The sequence below is a fragment of the Lentzea cavernae genome (genome assembly GCF_014653695.1).
Lineage (GTDB): Bacteria > Actinomycetota > Actinomycetes > Mycobacteriales > Pseudonocardiaceae > Lentzea > Lentzea cavernae.
Genome location: NZ_BNAR01000014.1, coordinates 212205 through 230028, shown reverse-complemented (window position 1 = coordinate 230028; position 17824 = coordinate 212205). Strand labels below are relative to the sequence as shown.

Annotated in this window: 18 protein-coding genes; 11 read left to right on the top strand and 7 right to left on the bottom strand. The window is 69.6% G+C overall.

Going from position 1 to position 17824, the window contains the following annotated elements; all coding sequences use genetic code 11:
* The first annotated feature begins 36 nt into the window (after positions 1-36).
* The 6 genes from IE307_RS35575 to IE307_RS35550 all read left to right on the top strand — a co-directional run bounded on the left by IE307_RS35575 (position 37) and on the right by IE307_RS35550 (position 6209).
* Complete coding sequence (locus IE307_RS35575) at positions 37-570, top strand: (2Fe-2S)-binding protein (RefSeq protein WP_191303790.1); 534 nt, start codon at positions 37-39, stop codon at positions 568-570.
* The gene (locus tag IE307_RS35570) at positions 567-2993 is read left to right on the top strand and encodes a xanthine dehydrogenase family protein molybdopterin-binding subunit (RefSeq protein WP_191303789.1); all 2427 of its coding nucleotides are present in this window, start codon (positions 567-569) and stop codon (positions 2991-2993) included. The genes IE307_RS35575 and IE307_RS35570 overlap by 4 nt, the downstream gene beginning before the upstream one ends.
* On the top strand, positions 2990-3814 hold the full coding sequence (locus IE307_RS35565) for an FAD binding domain-containing protein (RefSeq protein WP_191303788.1): 825 nt from the start codon (positions 2990-2992) through the stop codon (positions 3812-3814). Before IE307_RS35570 ends, IE307_RS35565 begins: the two co-directional genes overlap by 4 nt.
* Positions 3811-4407, top strand: a complete 597-nt coding sequence (locus IE307_RS35560) for an SRPBCC family protein (protein ID WP_191303787.1) — start codon at positions 3811-3813, stop codon at positions 4405-4407. The genes IE307_RS35565 and IE307_RS35560 overlap by 4 nt, the downstream gene beginning before the upstream one ends.
* 26 nt (positions 4408-4433) lie before the next feature.
* Positions 4434-5525 (top strand): CapA family protein, encoded by a 1092-nt coding sequence (locus tag IE307_RS35555; protein ID WP_229905399.1) that lies wholly within the window; start codon positions 4434-4436, stop codon positions 5523-5525.
* 135 nt (positions 5526-5660) lie between these two features.
* On the top strand, positions 5661-6209 hold the full coding sequence (locus IE307_RS35550) for a Uma2 family endonuclease (RefSeq protein ID WP_191303786.1): 549 nt from the start codon (positions 5661-5663) through the stop codon (positions 6207-6209).
* Here IE307_RS35550 and IE307_RS35545 read toward each other — a convergent pair.
* The 4 genes from IE307_RS35545 to IE307_RS35530 form a co-directional block, all read right to left on the bottom strand.
* The gene (locus IE307_RS35545) at positions 6199-7131 is read right to left on the bottom strand and encodes an o-succinylbenzoate synthase (protein WP_191303785.1); all 933 of its coding nucleotides are present in this window, start codon (positions 7129-7131) and stop codon (positions 6199-6201) included. The genes IE307_RS35550 and IE307_RS35545 overlap by 11 nt on opposite strands.
* Positions 7132-7139: 8 nt before the next feature.
* Complete coding sequence (locus IE307_RS35540; protein WP_191303784.1) at positions 7140-7673, bottom strand: GerMN domain-containing protein; 534 nt, start codon at positions 7671-7673, stop codon at positions 7140-7142.
* A gap of 269 nt (positions 7674-7942) precedes the next feature.
* A complete protein-coding gene (locus IE307_RS35535) occupies positions 7943-9319 on the bottom strand; it encodes an ATP-binding protein (RefSeq protein ID WP_191303783.1) in 1377 nt (458 codons plus the stop codon).
* The gene (locus IE307_RS35530; protein WP_191303782.1) at positions 9316-9996 is read right to left on the bottom strand and encodes a response regulator; all 681 of its coding nucleotides are present in this window, start codon (positions 9994-9996) and stop codon (positions 9316-9318) included. Before IE307_RS35530 ends, IE307_RS35535 begins: the two co-directional genes overlap by 4 nt.
* Before the next feature lie 129 nt (positions 9997-10125).
* Between IE307_RS35530 and IE307_RS35525 the strand changes: the two genes are divergently transcribed.
* On the top strand, positions 10126-11586 hold the full coding sequence (locus IE307_RS35525) for a trypsin-like serine protease (protein WP_191303781.1): 1461 nt from the start codon (positions 10126-10128) through the stop codon (positions 11584-11586).
* On the opposite strand, the gene IE307_RS35520 is transcribed toward IE307_RS35525, so the two are convergent.
* Entirely contained in the window at positions 11583-12011 is a 429-nt protein-coding gene (locus IE307_RS35520) for a hypothetical protein (protein WP_191303780.1), read from the bottom strand. The genes IE307_RS35525 and IE307_RS35520 overlap by 4 nt on opposite strands.
* The gene (locus tag IE307_RS35515) at positions 12008-13648 is read right to left on the bottom strand and encodes a DNA repair helicase XPB (RefSeq protein WP_191303779.1); all 1641 of its coding nucleotides are present in this window, start codon (positions 13646-13648) and stop codon (positions 12008-12010) included. Before IE307_RS35515 ends, IE307_RS35520 begins: the two co-directional genes overlap by 4 nt.
* A gap of 109 nt (positions 13649-13757) precedes the next feature.
* Here IE307_RS35515 and IE307_RS35510 point away from each other — a divergent pair, with 109 nt between their 5' ends.
* The 4 genes from IE307_RS35510 to IE307_RS35495 all read left to right on the top strand — a co-directional run bounded on the left by IE307_RS35510 (position 13758) and on the right by IE307_RS35495 (position 16542).
* Entirely contained in the window at positions 13758-14342 is a 585-nt protein-coding gene (locus IE307_RS35510) for an LppU/SCO3897 family protein (RefSeq protein ID WP_191303778.1), read from the top strand.
* Positions 14343-14407: 65 nt separating this feature from the next.
* Positions 14408-14890: an LppU/SCO3897 family protein gene (locus IE307_RS35505; protein ID WP_191303777.1), complete on the top strand. Its 483-nt coding sequence runs from the start codon at positions 14408-14410 to the stop codon at positions 14888-14890.
* A 148-nt stretch (positions 14891-15038) separates the two neighbouring features.
* Complete coding sequence (locus tag IE307_RS35500) at positions 15039-15596, top strand: LppU/SCO3897 family protein (RefSeq protein ID WP_191303776.1); 558 nt, start codon at positions 15039-15041, stop codon at positions 15594-15596.
* Positions 15597-15681: 85 nt separating this feature from the next.
* The gene (locus tag IE307_RS35495) at positions 15682-16542 is read left to right on the top strand and encodes an LppU/SCO3897 family protein (protein ID WP_191303775.1); all 861 of its coding nucleotides are present in this window, start codon (positions 15682-15684) and stop codon (positions 16540-16542) included.
* Between the two features lie 61 nt (positions 16543-16603).
* On the opposite strand, the gene IE307_RS35490 is transcribed toward IE307_RS35495, so the two are convergent.
* Positions 16604-17581 (bottom strand): ABC transporter substrate-binding protein, encoded by a 978-nt coding sequence (locus IE307_RS35490; RefSeq protein ID WP_191303774.1) that lies wholly within the window; start codon positions 17579-17581, stop codon positions 16604-16606.
* Positions 17582-17824 lie beyond the last annotated feature (243 nt).

The window sequence follows — 17824 nt, the reverse complement described above, 5'->3', positions numbered from 1 at the left end:
CGTCACCTCAAAGGCCCACCACCCTGGGAGGGTTCAATGCACATCTCGGTCAACGTCGACGGAGTGACATACGCCGACGAGGTCGAACCCCGCCTCCTGCTCGTGCACTACCTACGTGAGCGATTGGGCAAGACCGGCACCGTCGTCGGTTGCGACACCGGCAACTGCGGCGCCTGCACGGTCCACCTCGACGGCCACAGCGTGAAGTCGTGCCAGATGCTGGCCGTGCAGGCCAACGGGCACGACGTCACCACGATCGAAGGCCTCGCCCGCGACGGCAAGCTGCATCCGGTGCAGGAGGCGTTCCACTCGAACCACGCGTTGCAGTGCGGTTTCTGCACGCCCGGCATGATCATGCAGGCCATCGACCTGCTCGCCGACGAGTCCGATCCCGACGACGAGACCGTGCGCAAGGGTCTCGAGGGCAACCTCTGCCGCTGCACGGGTTACCAGAACATCGTGCGCGCGGTGCAGGACGCCGCCCAGCGGATGAAACCCGGCGCGGGCCCCGTGCAGGAGCAGCACAGCGACGAGCACGTCACGTCGAAGCAGCCGGTAGGTGGCGAATGACCGCCACAGCCGAGCCGGAGGTCGGGAAGGCCCGGCTCCGCAAGGAGGACGCGCGCCTGATCACCGGCCAGACCAGGTGGACGGACAACCTGCAGCTGACCGGCATGCTGCACATGGCCGTGCTGCGCAGTCCCGTCGCGCACGCCCGCATCACGAACATCGACGTCAGCCGCGCGACGTCGATGCCCGGTGTCGCGGTGGTGCTGACCGGTGAGGACCTCGCCGCCGAGCAGGGCTCCCTGCCCTGCGCCTGGCCGATCACCGAGGACATGAAGTCGCCGCCCGCGCCCGCGCTGGCCGTCGACCAGGTCAACTTCGCCGGCGAGGCCGTCGCCCTCGTGATCGCCGACAGCGCCTACCACGCCGCGGACGCGCTGGAGGCGATCGACGTCGACTACGAGGACCTCCCGGTCGTGCTCGACCTGGAAGTAGCCTTGCGGGACAACGACCTCGTGCACCCGGACCTCGGCACGAACAAGAGCGCGACGTGGATCTTCGACTCCGCCGAGGCGGGCGCGGGGACCGACGTCGAGGCCGAGATCGCGGCCGCCGAGGTCGTGATCGAGCGGACGTTCCGGCAGCAGCGGCTGATCCCGGCGTTCATGGAACCGCGGTCGGTCGTCGTGGACTCGAGCGCGGGCATGTTCACGGTTTGGTCGGCGACGCAGATCCCGCACATCCTGCGGTGGATGCTGTCGGCCGTCACGGGCATCTCCGAGAGCAAGCTCCGCGTGATCGCGCCGGACGTCGGTGGTGGGTTCGGCGGCAAGCTCCAGGTCACGCCGGAGGAGCTGCTGTGCCTGCTGGTCGCCCGCAGGATGGGCCGCCCGGTCAAGTGGACGGAGACGCGCACCGAGTCGATGCTGTCCGCGCACCACGGCCGCGACCAGCTGCAGAAGATCACGCTGGCCGCCCGCCGCGACGGCACCGTGACCGGCCTCAAGGTCGAGCTGCTCGCCGACATGGGCGCCTACCTGCGCCTGGTCACGCCGGGTGTGCCGATCCTGGGCGCGTTCATGTTCAACTCGATCTACAAGTTCGCCGCCTACCGGTTCGTGTGCACGAACGTCTTCACGAACAAGGTGCCGACCGACGCCTATCGCGGTGCCGGACGGCCCGAGGCCACGTTCGCGATCGAGCGGATGATGGACGAACTCGCGGTCGAGCTGGACATCGAGCCGATGAAGATCCGCGAGAAGAACTGGATCAAGCACGAGGAGTTCCCGTTCACCACGGTCGCCGGGCTCACCTACGACTCCGGCAACTACGAGGCCGCCACGGCTCGTGCGATGGAGTTGTTCGGGTACGACGACATGCGTGAGGAGCAGGCCCGTCGTCGTGCGGACGGTTCCACCGTGCAGCTCGGCATCGGGATCTCCACGTACACCGAGATGTGCGGCCTCGCGCCGTCACGGGTGCTGGGCGCGTTGCGTTACGGCGCGGGCGGGTGGGAGACCGCGTCGATCCGCATGCTGCCCACCGGCAAGGTCGAGGTGATCACCGGGACCTCGCCGCACGGGCAGGGCCACGAGACGGTGTGGTCGCAGATCGTCGCCGACCGGCTCGGGGTCCCGTTCGAGGACATCGAGGTGCTGCACGGCGACACGGCGACGTCGCACAAGGGCATGGACAGCTACGGGTCGCGTTCGCTGGCGGTCGGTGGCACGGCCCTGGTGCAGGCCGCGGACAAGGTGCTCGCGAAGGCGCGGACGCTGGCCGCGCACATGATGGAGTGCGACGAGGCGGACGTGGAGTTCGCTTCCGGCTCGTTCTCCGTCCGTGGCACGTCGACGGTGCGTGCGCTGGGTGACGTGGTGCTGGCCGCGCACGTCGCGCACGACCTGCCCGAGGGCATGGAACCCGGCATGGACGCCGACGCCACGTTCGACCCGGACAACTTCTCGTACCCGCACGGAACCCATTTGTGTGCAACCGAAGTCGACACCGAGACGGGCATGGTCAAGATCGTGCGGTACGTGGCCGTGGACGACGTCGGCACGGTCGTGAACCCGTTGATCGTCGACGGTCAGGTGCACGGTGGACTCGCTCAGGGCATCGCGCAGGCGTTGTACGAAGAGGCCACGCACGACGAGATGGGCACGCTGACGTCGGCGACGTTCGCCGACTACCTCGTGCCTTCGGCGGCCGACCTGCCCGCGTTCCTCACCGACCGCACGACGACCCCGGCGACGTCGAACCCGTTGGGCGCCAAGGGAGTCGGCGAGGCGGGCACGATCGCCTCGACACCGGCGGTGGTGAACAGCGTGCTGGACGCCGTGCGGCACCTGGGCGTGCGGGACATCGAGATGCCGATGTCGCCGGAACGCGTGTGGACCGCGTTGCAGGGCCGTCCGGACGAAGGTGCCGGCGAAGTGGCCGCGGGCGGGCTCGGTTCTATCGACGCGCAGGGAGGACAGTCGTGATCCCGGCGGAGTTCAAGTACCTGTTCCCGTCCAGTGTGGACGAAGCCGTGCGGATGCTCGCGGAGGAGGGCGAGGACGCCAAGGTCATCGCGGGCGGGCAGTCGCTCGTGCCGGTGCTGCGGATGCGACTGGCCGCACCGACGGCGTTGATCGACATCGGTGGGCTGACCGAGCTGACGGGCGTGCGCGACGACGGCGACTCGTTGCTGATCGGTGCCATGACCACGCATTACGAGGTGCAGCGCGATCACCTGGTCCACGACCACGCGTTGTTGTTGAAGCTGGTCACGGACACCATCGCGGACCCGCAGATCCGGCACCGCGGCACGTTCGGCGGCTCGCTGTGCCACGCGGACCCGGCAGGCGACCTGCTGGCACCCGCGCTGGCGCTGGACGCCGTGATGATCATCGCCGGTCCTGGTGGACGGCGTGAGGTGCCCGCGTCGGAGTTCTTCGTCGACTACTTCACGACGGCGCTGGCCCCCGACGAGATCCTGCTCGACGTCCGGGTGCCGAAGCACACGGGCTGGAGCGCGCACTACGAGAAGCTCAACCGGGTCGCGCAGGCGTGGTCGATCGTCGCCGTCGCGGCGGCCGTGCAGGTGCGTGACGGCGCCATCTCCGCCGCCCGTGTGGGCCTCACGAACGTGGGGTCCGGGCCGGTGCGGGCGGTGGACGTGGAAGCCGCCCTGGTCGGGCAGGAGCCCTCGGCCTCGGTGATCTCCGAGGCGGCTCTGCGGGCGTCCACGGGTGACGGCTACAAGGACAACCTGGCGCGAGTGCTGACCGGACGTGCGTTGACGGCGGCGGTCGCGGGATGAAGTTGACGCATTCGTTCCCGTCACCGGCGCCCGCCGAGGAGGTGTGGGAGGCGCTGCTCGACCCCGAACGGGTGGCGCCGTGCCTGCCCGGCGCCACGCTGACCTCGGTGGACGGCAAGACGTTCAGCGGGGAGGTGAAGGTCAAGCTCGGCCCGGTGCAGCTGCTGTACCGGGGCAGCGGCGAGTTCGTCGAGGTCGACCCGGTGCTGCGCCGCGCCGTCATGAAGGCCGCGGGCAAGGACACCCGCGGCAACGGCACGGCGTCGGCCCTGGTGACCTTCCAGGTGGGGGACGAGGTGGTGGTCGAGACCGACCTGGCGATCACGGGCCGTCCGGCCCAACTCGGTCGCGGCCTGATCTCCGAGGTCAGCGGCAAGCTCGTCGGCCAGTTCGCGGAATGCCTGGCGAGCACGCTGAGATCAGTGGATCCTGACGAGGTGGCGCAACAGCAGCATCTCCGAGTGGTCCCCGACGAGCCGATCGACCTGATCGACACGGCAGGCGTGCCGGTGTTGAAGCGCGTGCTGCCGATCGCGGCCGCAGCGCTGGCGGTCGTGCTCTTCGTGGTCGTGCGACGCAGGCGGCAGCGCTGAGGCGTGGGGTCCGGTGGCCGGCATTCGTGCTGGCCACCGGCCTTTTGCTGTCCGCGTGCACCGGCTCGCCCGTGGTGGTCACCTCGGCGACCCCCGTGCCCGCGCCCAGCTCCTCAGGCCCGCCACCACCGCGTTCGTTCGTGCTGACCGCCGGTGGTGACGTCCTGATCCACCCGGCGCTGACCGACCAGGCCGTCGCCGACGGGGGACCGGCCGGCCGCGACTTCCTGCCGTTGTTCTCGGGCATCCGCGACACCCTGAAGGCCGATCTCTCCCTGTGCCACCTCGAGGTGCCGCTGGGCCCCAAGGAGGGCCCGTTCTTCGGCTACCCGGCCTTCCTGGCACCGCCGGAGGTGGCGAAGGGCCTGGTCGACGTGGGCTACGACTCGTGCTCGACCGCCTCGAACCACACGCTGGACCGCGGTGCCTCGGCCATCACCACGACGCTGGACGCGATGGACGCCGTCGGCCTGAAGCACACCGGCTCGTTCCGCACGCAGGAGGAGGCGGCGGCACCGCTGATCCTCGACGCCGGTGGCGTTCGCGTCGCCCAGCTGTCCTTCACCTACGGCTTCAACGGCATCCCGCTGCCCCAGCCGTGGCGCGCGAACCAGATCAACGCCGACAAGATCCTCGCCGACGCCCGCGCCGCCCGTGCCGCCGGCGCCGAGGTCGTCGTGCTGTCCGTGCAGTGGGGCAACGAGTACCAGCACGAGGCCACCGCGGACCAGAAGGCCCTGGCCCGGCAGCTGCTCGCCGACCCGGCCCTGGACCTGATCATCGGGACGCACGTGCACGTGGTGCAGCCGTTCGAGAAGATCGGCGGCAAGTGGGTCGCCTACGGGCTGGGCAACGAGGTCGCCCGGCACGCCGAGCCCCGCGGCGTGACCGAGGAGGGGGCGATCGCCCGGTTCAAGTTCGAGCAGGGGCCCTCCGGGTGGTCCGTCGTGGAGGCCTCCTACACGCCCACGCTGGTGGAGCTGGGGCCGCCGATCCGGCTGGTCGACCTGACTCGGGTGCCGGCGTCCGCGCGGCGGACCGAGGCGATCAACCGGACCGAGGGGATCGTGTTCAGCATGGGGGCGGCCGAGCAGGGGTTGAAGCGCGGCAAGCCCTAGATCGCTTGAAGGTGTGTAATTGCGTCCGGGATTGGAGCTCCTCCATGTGCGACGGTGGAGGAGACGGAAGGAGACGCGGTGACCGCACTACCTGATAGGCCTCCGAGGCGTCTGCTTGCTGTTGCAGCGGGTCCGATGACCGTTGCTCAGTACGCCGCGCTCGGAGAAACCGAAGACGGCTATACAGAATTGGTGAACGGCCGTCTGATCATGTCCCCCAGCCCCATCCCCGAACACAACGTGGCCCACTTCAGGTTGGCCACACAGCTCTCCAGCCAACTGCCCGTTGACCTCGAGGTGATCCAGGACATGGATGTGAACCTGGAACTGGTCGACCCAGGTAGACCCGGCTTCGTTCGACGCCCGGATCTGATCGTCGTGCGACGCAGTGGCCTCAAGCGGCGAAAAGCTGAGGGCGGTCTCCTCAGGGCTTCAGAAGTCGTGCTCGCCGTGGAGGTGCTTTCGCCGAGTTCGCGGAACATCGACTACCGCGCCAAGCGTGACGAATACGCGTGGGCGGGCATTCCGTTCTACTGGATCATCGACCTCGACGAGCCGGTCTCACTGGCCCCGATGCACCTGGCCGGAGAGTTCGGCTATCAGGAGGGGCCCGCCGAAACCAGGATCTACGAGGCGGTCGAGCCGTTCCCGTTGAAGATCCAGGTGGATCGACTCATCGACTGAGTTCGCTCAGCACCCTGTCGTACCGATTAATCCAGGACTCCGTGATCACATCGTTCACGAACTCCTCGACGCGGTCCGGCACGGGTGCCTTGGTGAGCACCGGCAGGTACCCGTCCACGGGCGTGAGCGAGTCGCTCGTGACGTCCCCGTCCAGCAGCTGCAACGTGGCCAGCCCGCACGCGTAGTCGAGCTCGGGCAACGCGGCGGCGAGGGCCACCCCGGCCGCCATCCCGACTGAGGTCTCCAACGCCGACGACACCACGCACGGCAGCCCGCACGCCTCGGCCACCTCCAGCGCCTTCCTCACCCCGCCCAGCGGCGCCACCTTGATCACCGCGATGTCCGCGGCACCGGACACGGCCACCTTCAGCGGGTCGTCGGCCTTGCGGATCGACTCGTCCGCCGCGATCGGCACGTTCACCCTGCGCCGCACCGCCGCGAGCTCGTCCAGGGTGTGACACGGCTGTTCCACGTACTGGAGTCCGCCGGCGGCCTTGTCCATGGCCCTGATCGCCGCGACGGCCGTGTCGACGTCCCACAGCATGTTCGCGTCGACCCGCACGAACCCGTTCGGCCCCAGCGCGTCCCGCACCGCTTCCAGGCGGGCGCAGTCCTCCGCCAGCGTCGACTCGGCGACCTTCACCTTGGCCGTCGAACAGCCGGAGCGCGCCACGATCTCGTGCGCCCGCTCGGCGCTGACCACCGGCACGGTGCAGTTGACCGGGACCCGCGACCGGACCGGCGCCGGCCAGCCGTCGTTCGCCGCCTCCAGGGCGCACGCGAGCCAGGCCGCGGCCTCGGCGTCGTCGTACTCCTCGAACGGGCAGAACTCGCCCCACCCGGCAGGTCCTTCGAACAGCAGACCGGTCCGCCGGGTGATGCCGCGGAACCGGGCTCGCATCGGGATGGAGTAGATGTGCACGACCCGATTCAAGCGCACTGCTGCAGCTCCAGCGAACGCCCGCCCCCGCGCAGGTTCACCGAGCCGACGGGCTGCACCCCGAGCAACGTGCACACGATCTGCTGAACAGCCGCAGCGCTGAGCTGCGAGACGTCGGTCGACAGGTTCACGTCGAGACCGTTCGCGACGCGGTCGATCGTGGCGGGCGCGGCGTCGAACGGCACCTCGGTGGACAGGCCGCGGTTCTGCTCGGCGCCGGTCGGGCCCTGGGCGAGCAGGCCGACGACGTCGAACCCGCTCAGGCTGCCCTCCGGCCTGCCGACCGGGACCACCCGGCCGTTGGACTGGACCCAGAAGAGCGACGGCGAGGTGTTCTCGACGGGGCCGCTGGGGGCTTCCAGGCCGGGGATCGGGTCGGTCGGGCGGATGCCGCACGCGGTGAGCACGACGAGGACGAGCGCCGCCAGCCCGAGCTCGCGCAACGCCCTGGGCGCACGCTTGCGCTCGGGTTCCAGCCTGCGCCCTTGCTCGGGTTTCGGTGCACGCTCGCGTTCAGGGCTCAACGCACGCTTGCGCTCGAGTTTCTGTGCACGCTCGTGCTCGGGTTCCAGCGCACGCCTGCGCGCAAGCCCCAGTTCATGCTCGCGTCGAAGACCCGGCCCGCGCTCGCGCTCAGGTCCCAGTGCACGCTCGCGCTCAAGTCCTGTTCCGCACTCGCGTCGAAGTCCCAGCCCATGCGCACGCAACGCCCTCGGCGCAAGCTCGCGCAGGGGTCCCCTCCCAGGGGTCCCCCTGATTCCATTCTCCCAGGCAGCACCGACAGTTCCCGGCCTCACGCCTCACCGCCCAACGGCAGCCGCAGCGTGAACAACGCCCCACCCCCAGGCCGGTTCGCCGCCACCAGCGTCCCCCCGTGCAGCCGCGCGTTCTCCCACGCGATCGCCAGCCCCAGCCCCGACCCCTCCGACCGCCCCCGAGCGGAGTCGGCCTTGTAGAACCGCGCGAACACGTGCGGGAGCACCTCGTCGGACAAGCCGGGCCCCGAGTCGGCGACCTCGATCACCAGCGACGACTCCGACACCGACAGCACCAGCGACACCGGCGGCGAGCCGTGCCGCAGGGCGTTGCCGACCAGGTTCGCCACGATCACGTCCAGCCGCCGCGGGTCCAGGCGGGCCCGCACGCCGTCGGGCAGGGAGGCGGAGACCTCGGAGAAGCCGCGCATCCGCAGGCAGGTGCGCACCACGTCGGCCACGTCGACGTCGTCGAGCGCCAGGGCCGCCGTGCCCGAGTCGAAGCGGGTGACCTCGATCAGGTCGTTCACCAGCCTGGTCAGGTTCAGGGTCTCCCGGTTCACCAGTCGCGCGGCCTGTCCTGCCACGCCGGGCAGGGAGGCGGTCTCGGCGTCGAGGACGTCGGTCACGGCCGTCATCGCGGCCAGGGGCGTGCGCAGTTCGTGCGACACGTCCGCCACGAACCGCCGGGCGTCCGACTCCATCCGCCGCAGCTCGCCGACGTGGTGTTCGAGCGCGGTGGCCGTGCTGTTGAACGTCGACGCGACGGACGCCAGTTCGTCGCGCCCGCGCACCGGCACGCGGGCGGACAGCTCGCCCTGGCCGAGCTTCCACGCCGCCAGCTGCAGCTCCCGCACGGGGCGCAGCACGCCGCGGGCGGCCAGGAAACCCAGTCCCAGGGCCAGGACCAGCACCGCGCCGCCGATGAGCCACGCGTTGCGCGCGAGCTCGTCGACGAACTCGATCTCCGACGTGAACGGCCGCAGCACGTACACCTCGATGCCCGACGGGCCGCCTGAGGTCACCCGCACCTGCATGCCGACCACGAGCCACACGGCGCCCGCGTACGACACGCGCTGCCAGCCGACGCGTCCGGACGAGACGAGGGAGCGCAGTTCGGCGGTGATCACGGACGGGTCCATGCCGCCCGCGGACAGCCCGTTGCCATACGCCCTGGCCGAGCCCTCACGCCCGGAGGTCCGGGCGGCGATGCGTTCCAGGGTGGCGGCGTCCACGGCGCGCGCGGGCAGCGGGTAGAGCTGTTCGACGCGGTTCGTCGTCTCGATGACGGCGTTGTCCTGGGCGCGCTGCACGATCGCGTCGCGCGCCCGCACGTACCCGGCGCCGGCGACGGCCGCGGCGGTCACGATCGTGAGCAGGGTGAACGCGAGCAGCAGCCGCAGGCGGAGCGTCACAGCGGACCGAAGCGGTAGCCGAAGCCGCGCACGGTCTGCACGTACACGGGTGCGGCGGCGTCATCCTCGATCTTCGAACGCAGCCGTTGCACGCACGCGTCGACCAGCCGCGAGTCGCCGAGATAACCCTGGTCCCACACCGATCCCAGCAACTGCTGGCGCGACATCACCCTGCCCGGTGAGGAGGAGAGCTCCAGCAGCAGCCGAAGTTCGGTGGGCGCCAACGAGACCGGCTTGCCGAACCGCGTCACCACGAGGCCGTCGCGGTCGATCGTCAGGTCGCCGTGGCGCTCGGCCACCACCTCGGTGACCGGGGCGGACGACCGGCGCAGCACGGCCCGGATGCGGGCCTCCAGCACGCGCGCCTGCGCCGGCTTGGCCACGTAGTCGTCCGCGCCCGCCTCCAGGCCGGCCACCACGTCGATGTCGTCGTTGCGCGCGGTCAGCATGATGATCGGCAGGTCACCGGAGGCGCGGATGCGGCGGCACACCTCGAACCCGTCCACGCCCGGCAGCATCAGGTCCAGCACCACGACGTCGGGCGTGACGCTGCCCAGCAGATCGAGGCCTTCCTCGCCCGTGCGCACCGCGTCCACGGTGTGTCCCTGGTAGGTCAGGGCGAGCGACAGTCCCTCGCGGACCGCCTCGTCGTCCTCGATCAGCAGTACGCGCGGCATGTCCTCCAGCCTTCCGGACGGGTCTCATGGGGACGTTCGTGCGACGTCATCGTTGCGTAACGACCGTCCGTGCGCAGTTGTTGCACGGCCATCACGCCACGCGGACACGGGTTCGACAGCCTCGGCGACATGCGAAAAGCCCTACTGGCGACGACCTTCGCGGCCGTGGCGATGATCGCCACCGTCACCCCGGCACTGGCGATCAGAGGGGGAGCCGAAGCCCCGGCGCCCTACCCGTTCTCGGGGTCGCTCCAACGCCCCGACTCACCCCGCGCGGACGGACACACCTGCGGCGTCACGCTCGTCGCACCGCAATGGGCGGTCACGGCGGGCCACTGCACCGTCAACAACCCCAGCCGCGCCCAGGTCGGCAGGCCGAAGGGCTGGTCGGTCCGGCTCGGCTCGCTCGATGCGGGCAGCGGCGGCGAGGTGATCGAGGTCGAGCGGTTCGTCACGTACTCGCCGTCCCCGGTCCACGAAGGCGACATCGGCCTGCTGAAGCTGAAGAAGCGCGCGAGGACCCAGCCCGTCGCGCTGCCGTCGGCCAGGCCCGCCGACGGCACGGCGACGCGGATCCTCGGCTGGGGCATGACGTGCGCCGACCGCGAACCGCGGTGCTACCCGCAGAAGCTGCGCGAGGCGGACACGGTGGTCCAGTCCGCCGCGCTGTGCGAGCGCAGCGGGATCTACGTCGAGCGCGAGTTGTGCGTCGGCGCACCGGACGGCAGCGTCGCCGCGACGAACATGGACTCGGGCGGTCCCGGACTCGTCCGCGAGGGCGACCGCTGGGTGATCGCCGGTGTCGTCAGCGGCAGCAACGGCGACGACCAACCCGTTCTGTACACGGACGTCCACCACTTCAAGGGCTGGATCGACGACGTCGTCACCGGCCGGATCAACCCGCCGGACACCCCCGTCCCGAACCTCGAAGGCGCCGCGTCACTGGGAGGCGCGTGCTCCGCGTCGGTCGTGAAGACCGGCAGGACGAAGAACGACGACCCGGCACTGCTGCTCACCAACGGCCACTGCGTTCCCGAACGCCCCGCGCCCGGCCAGACGCTGCGGGACGTCGCGGTCGACCTCCCGGTGACCATCGGCGACCGCCAGGGCTACCAGCAGGCCAGGGCCAGGACGACCAAGCTGCTCCACGCGACCATGACCGGCACCGACACGGCGCTCTTCCAGCTCGACCAGACCTACGCGCAGCTCAGGGCCAAGGGCGTCAAGGTCTTCACGCTCTCGGACCGGTCCGCCAGGCCGGGAGAGCGCGTCGACGTCATCTCGTCGGGCAACGGCAACCGCTTCAGCTGCACGATCGAGGCCGTCGTCCCGCACCTGCGCGAAGAGGGCTACACGCAGGACAACGCCTACCGCTACGACCCGCAGTGCACGCCGTCGCACGGCGGCTCGGGCTCACCGATCGTGCTGAAGGACGGCGTCACGGTCGTCGGCGTGCACAGCACCGGCAACGACAGCGGCGAGCAGTGCACGGCGAACAACCCCTGCGAGGTCGCGGCGGACGGCACGGTGACGGTGCGCCAGGGCGCCCGCTACGGCCAGCAGGTCAGGCACCTGGCAGCGCGTACCTAGTCCAGGGCGGCGGTGTGGCGGAGCTGCTCGGGAGTCGGATCGGAGACGAGGACGCGCAACGCGTCCGCGAACTGGTCGAAGCGCCGGTCGAACTCGGCCAGCTCGCGCGACGGCTCCGCGACCAGCGCCGCCCGCCCCGCCCTGGGCGGCGCGGTCGCCAGCGCGTCACGAACGGGCTGGGCCCGGCGCAACGCCACGAGCAACGTCCAGAGCCGTTGCTCGACCAGCGCCACCTGCACCGGGTCGCCCGTCACGCGCAGGAAGTCGGAACGGGCCGCCGTGGCCCGGCGCTGCTGCGCCGGGCAGGTGAAGTCGGCGGACCGGACGACCTGCGCGTCCGGCGCCGATCTCGCGAGCGACTCCTCCGAGCGGAACCGCCTGACGGGCACGGTCCCCGCCGGGTCCCACATCCACCAGGACGTCATCCGACCAGGTCGTCCGCGTCGACGATCTTGTAGGCGTAGCCCTGCTCGGCCAGGAACCGCTGCCGGTGCGCGGCGTAGTCGGCGTCGAGCGTGTCGCGCGCGACGACCGAGTAGAAGTGCGCCTGCCGGCCGTCGCCCTTGGGCCGCAGGATCCGGCCGAGGCGCTGGGCCTCCTCCTGGCGCGACCCGAACGTGCCGGACACCTGGATGGCGACGGACGCCTCGGGCAGGTCGATGGAGAAGTTCGCGACCTTCGACACGACGAGCGTGCGCAGCTCACCCCTGCGGAACCTGTCGAACAGCTCCTCGCGTTCCTTGTTCTTCGTCGATCCCTTGATCACCGGCGCGTCCAGCTCCTCACCGAGCTCGTCGAGCTGGTCCAGATAAGCACCGATCACCAGCGTCGGCTCGCCGGGATGCCGCTCCAGCACCCGCTTGACCACCGGGATCTTCGTCCTGGCCGTCGAGCAGAGCTTGTAGCGCTCCTCGGGCTCCGCCGTCGCGTACTGCAGCCGCTCGTTGTCCGTCAGCGTCACCCGGACCTCGGTGCACTCGGCGGGCGCGATCCAGCCCTGCGCCTCGATGTCGCGCCACGGCACGTCGTAGCGCTTCGGGCCGATCAGCGAGAAGACGTCGCCCTCCTGGCCGTCCTCGCGGACCAGCGTGGCCGTGAGGCCGAGCCGGCGGCGCGACTGGAGGTCGGCGGTCATCCGGAACACCGGCGCGGGCAGCAGGTGGACCTCGTCGTAGACGATCAGGCCCCAGTCGCGCGAGTCGAACAGCTCCAGGTGCTTGTACTCGCCCTTCGACTTGCGGGTGATCACCTGGTAGGTCGCGATCGTGACCGGCCGGATCTCCTTGCGCTCACCCGAGTACTCGCCGATCTCCTCCTCGGTGAGCGAGGTGCGCGCGATCAGCTCCCGCTTCCACTGCCGGCCCGCCACGGTGTTCGTGACCAGGATCAGCGTGGTCGCCTGGGCCTCGGCCATCGCCGCCGCCCCGACCAGCGTCTTGCCGGCGCCGCAGGGCAGCACGACGACGCCCGAGCCACCGGCCCAGAACGTCTGCGCGGCCAGGCGCTGGTAGTCGCGCAGCTTCCAGCCGTTCTCCTCGAGCTCGATCGGGTGCGCCTCGCCGTCGACGTACCCGGCGTGGTCCTCGGCCGGCCACCCGACCTTGAGCAGCAGCTGCTTGAGCCGCCCGCGCTCGCTGGGGTGCACGACGACGGTGTCGTCGTCGATCCGCGCCCCCATCATCGGCGCGATCTTCTTGTTGCGCAGCACCTCTTCGAGCACCGCGCGGTCGTTGGAGTGCAGCACCAGCCCGTGCGCGGGGTTGTTGGCGAGCACCAGCCGGCCGAACCGGCCCATCGTGTCGACCACGTCCACCAGCAGCGGCTGCGGCACCGGGTAGCGGCTGAACCGCACCAGGGCGTCGACCACCTGCTCGGCGTCGTGCCCGGCCGCCCGCGCGTTCCACAACGCGAGCGGCGTCACGCGGTACGTGTGCACGTGCTCTGGAGCCCGCTCCAGCTCGGCGAACGGCGCGATGGACGTGCGCGCGTCGTCGGCGAGCGGGTGGTCGACCTCGAGCAGCAGCGTCTTGTCCGACTGGACGATCAAAGGGCCATCGGTCACGCCGACAAGTCTCCCTGACGACGCCAAATGCGTTCGACCTGCGTCAACTGGCGACCGCAAGTGTGAGTCGACACACGCAGCCAACACGACGTGTCGTACGTTCTCGGCCATGAGCACCGAGTCGACTGATCCCGTCGAGCCCCCGGCCGTGGTGAGCCCGGCTCCGGACGAGGCCGAGACCGACGAGTCGCCCAAGAAGAACAACTGGCTGAAGTTCGTCATCGTCGGCGTGCTGGCCGTCGTGCTGGTCGGTGGTGGCGTGTGGGCGCTGACGTCGCTCAACAGCACCGGTGCCGGCGACTGCGTGAGCGCCTCGCCGAAGGACGCGGACAAGCCGGACGGCGAGTGGAACCTCTCGTCGGAGGGCTGCAACGACGCCGCCGCCACGCACCGGGTCGCCGTGGTGCTCAAGAGCGCCGAGGACCAGTGCCCCGCCGAGGGCCTGTACGAGCCGGTCAAGTCGGGTGACGAGACCCTGTGCCTCATGCCCAACCTCATCGAGGGCAAGTGCTACAACTCGGGCGACGACGGCGTGTTCAAGCAGGAGGCCTGCACGCCCGAGTCCCCGGTGAAGATCGTCAAGAAGGTCGACGGGCTGCCCGAGGAGGGCACGGTGTGCCCCGAGACCGCGGGCGAGTGGCGCTTCAGCGAGCCCGCCTCCGTCTACTGCATGGGTGTCCCAGAAGGATCCTGACCAGAAGGATCCTGATCGGGTGAACTCGGTTGAGTTGAACCCCGTCTGACGCCGATACCCAGGCCATGAAGAAGGTCGGCCTGGGTTTCGCCGTTGTCCTCGCCCTCGTGCTGCTCGGTGGATTCGTCCTGAACCAGCTCGGCGACGTGGCCAAGACCGCGAAGGCCGGCGACTGCGCGCGGATCTCCGGCGCGCTCGACAGCCCGAAGTACCAGGCCCTCGACTGCGGTTCGGAGCAGGCGAACGTCAAGATCGCCAAGGTCCTCGACTGGAACGAGAAGACCTGCCCGTCCGGCGGCATGGACTACTCGACGTACACGGGTGAATCCACCCTGTGCCTGATGCCGAACTTCGTCGAGGGCGGCTGCTACGGCCAGGACACCGACGCGGGCATCGCGAAGGTCGACTGCGCCACCAAGGACTCGGTGAAGGTCGCCAAGGTGTTCACCGGCAAGGCCGACCGCGCCGCCTGCGGGGCCACGCGCGCCGCGGTCTTCCCGGAACCCGCGATCACCTTCTGCCTCGAGCGCGGCGACCAGAAGCAGTGACCGGTCGCACCGCGACCCTCCAGGGGATCCAAGTCACCGTAACGTTTCCGTAAAGCCCGAGCGCTTTGCTGCGCCGCGTGGCACTCTCTGCTCCGGCTGTGTCGGGGGGCATGGGCCATCTGGGGTATTTCGGAAATGAGAGAACCGCATGAGCACGACTGAATCCGCTTCGCCCGCGTCCGCGCCGGAGCCCACGCAGGAGCCCGCGCCGAAGAAGTCGAGCATCGGCAAGCGGATCCTGACCTACGTCGTCGGCCTGGTCGTCGTCGGCGCCGCTTTCTACGCGTTCAACTACTTCACCAGCGACGTCGCGCAGGCGAAGGTCGGTGACTGCGCTTCGGTCACCGGCACGTCGACCAGCCCGGAGTACAAGGCCGTCGACTGCGGTGCCGCCGACGTGAACTACGTGATCGGCAAGACCGGTGGCACCGGCGAGGTGTGCGGCAACGGCTACGACGAGTACACGCAGACGCAGCGCCGCGGCCCGAAGACGAAGCTGTGCCTCGCGCCGCTTCTCGCCGAGGGCAAGTGCTACGCCGAGAACGTCGGCGGTGTCGGCGCGAAGGCCGTCGAGTGCAACGAGTCGGCCGCGTTCAAGGTGACCAAGGTCGTCAAGGACGCCGCCGCACCGCAGTGCGCGGAGGGCGAGGAACCGCAGTCCTTCCCCGAGGCGAAGCTCCAGTACTGCTTCGGCGCTCCCGCCTAGCGGGGTCTGGCCACGGAAACCGGAGTCGTGTCCCACGGCTCCGGTTTCGCTGTCTTTCGCGTGACTCTTCCGAGAGGAATCCCCAGTGACCGACCCCAATCAGCCACAGCAGCCAGGGCCCTACGGGCCGCCTCCCGGTGGTCAGCCGCAGCAGCCCTACGGTCAGCCGAACCCCTACGGGCAGCCGCCCCAGCAGGGGTATCCGGGCCAGCCGGGAGATCCGTACGCCCAGCCCGGTCAGTACGCCCAGCCCGGCCCGTACGGACAACCGGGTCAGTACGGCCAGCCGGGACAGCCCGGTGACCCGTACGCCCAGCAGAGCCCCTACGGCCCGCCGTCCGGCCAGATGCCCGGCCAGCCCCTGGGCCAGCCGATGCCCTACGGCCCGCCGCCCAAGAAGAGCGGCGCCGGCAAGGTCATCGGCTCGATCGTCACCATCGTCGTGCTCGTCGGCGTCGGCATCCTGGTGAAGGCCCTGATCAGCGGTGGTCTGAGCAGCATCACCGAGCCGTCGGCCAAGCCGGGCGAGTGCGCGAGCGTCACCGGCACGACGTTCAAGCCGAACTACAAGAAGGTCGACTGCAACGCGCCCGAGGCGAACTACATCATCGCCAAGGCCATGAAGTCGACGACGGAGGCGTGCCCGAGCGAGGACTACGCCGAGTACACCGAGTCCGGCCGGCGCAGCTCGTCGCTGAAGCTCTGCCTCGTGGAGAAGCTCGAAGAGGGCAAGTGCTACGAGGAAGAGCTCGTGAAGATGAACATGGAGGGAATGAAGGTCGTCGACTGCTCCAAGGGCGACAACCAGTTCGCCGTCCAGAAGGTCCTGAAGATCGAAAAGGTCGTCAAGGCGGCCACCGCGGAGTGCGGTGAGGCGACCGCCATTTCGTACAACGAACCTTCACCGGGCATCACTTACTGCGTATCGGCGCTCGGCGGACGGTAACCGAAAACCGGAAATGGGCGGGCCGAACTCCGGCCCGCCCATTTCCCATGCCCGAATGCAACTAATTCGTGGTGCCCGGTGGCAGCAACTGCTGCACGTCCAGACGCCCTGAAAGCACGTCCTCGGTGTCCATCATGTCGGCGACGCGCTGGAGCCGGATCGGGTTCAGCGACAGCGGGAACGTGCCCACGGACACGAGCGCGGCCGTCGGCTGGTCGACGTCGGCGTAGCTGGTCAGCGAGTCCTGCACGCTCAGCTTGTTGGCCTGCGCGCGCTGCTGGGCGTCGCGCAGCACGTCCCGGAACACCTTCAGCGTCTTCGGGTTCGTCTCGGCGAACTTCTTCGACGACGCGTACCCGGACATCGGGAAGTCCAGTGTCGGGCCGCGCGCGGTGTCGGTGAGGATCTTCGCACCGATCTTGCGCTGCGCCTTCGTGATGAAGGGCTCGATCATGAAGGCCGCGTCCACCGTGCCGGACGTCAGCGCGCCCTCCATCTCGGCGAACGGCATCGACCTGAACTTGATCTTCTGCTTCTCGACCGCGGCGGTGTCCAGCACGGCACGCGTGGTCAGCGCGCCGATGTCGGCCTCGCTGGGCACGGCGATGGTCGGCGACTGCTTCTTGCCGGGGTCGTCGTAGTCCGACGTGGCGGAGGTGACCAGCGCCATCGAGTTCGGACCGGCCTGGTAGGCCTCGCCCTGCAGCTGCAGTTCGGTGCCCTCGGCGACCGCGCGGAAGAGGCTCACGTGGGTCGCCCACGTGAGGTCCAGCGTGGCGTCGAGCTGCTTGATGGCCTCGGCCTCGCTCGGCTGGTTGACCAGCGTGACCTGCAGGCCGGCCTTCTCGAACAACTTCTCGGTCAGCGCGATCCGCAGCGGGGCCACGTCCACGACCTGGAGCACGCCGATGCGGATGACGTTGCGTTCCATGTCCGCGGCGCCGCCGTTCGACGAGCCTCCGAACAGGCCGCAGCTCGCGGTCAGAACACACGTGGTGAGCACTGCGGCAAGCCGCAGAGCTTTGGCTCGGGTAGCCATGGCACCTCTCGCCGGTAGGCCTTGGGTAACTTCGATTTGATCAGTGAGTGTCACCACAGACCAGGCCGTCCGCAGCCCCAACAGGGCGTTCGGACGGACGCGGGGCGTGCCGACAACCGGGGATGTTAACCACCTGAACGTATGAAACGACACCCCATCTCGATACGGTGAGTGCTTCTGGAGACTTCCCCAAGGGTGGGGGTGACCATTACCCTTCCGGCTCGGGTGGCACAGGTCGTAGTA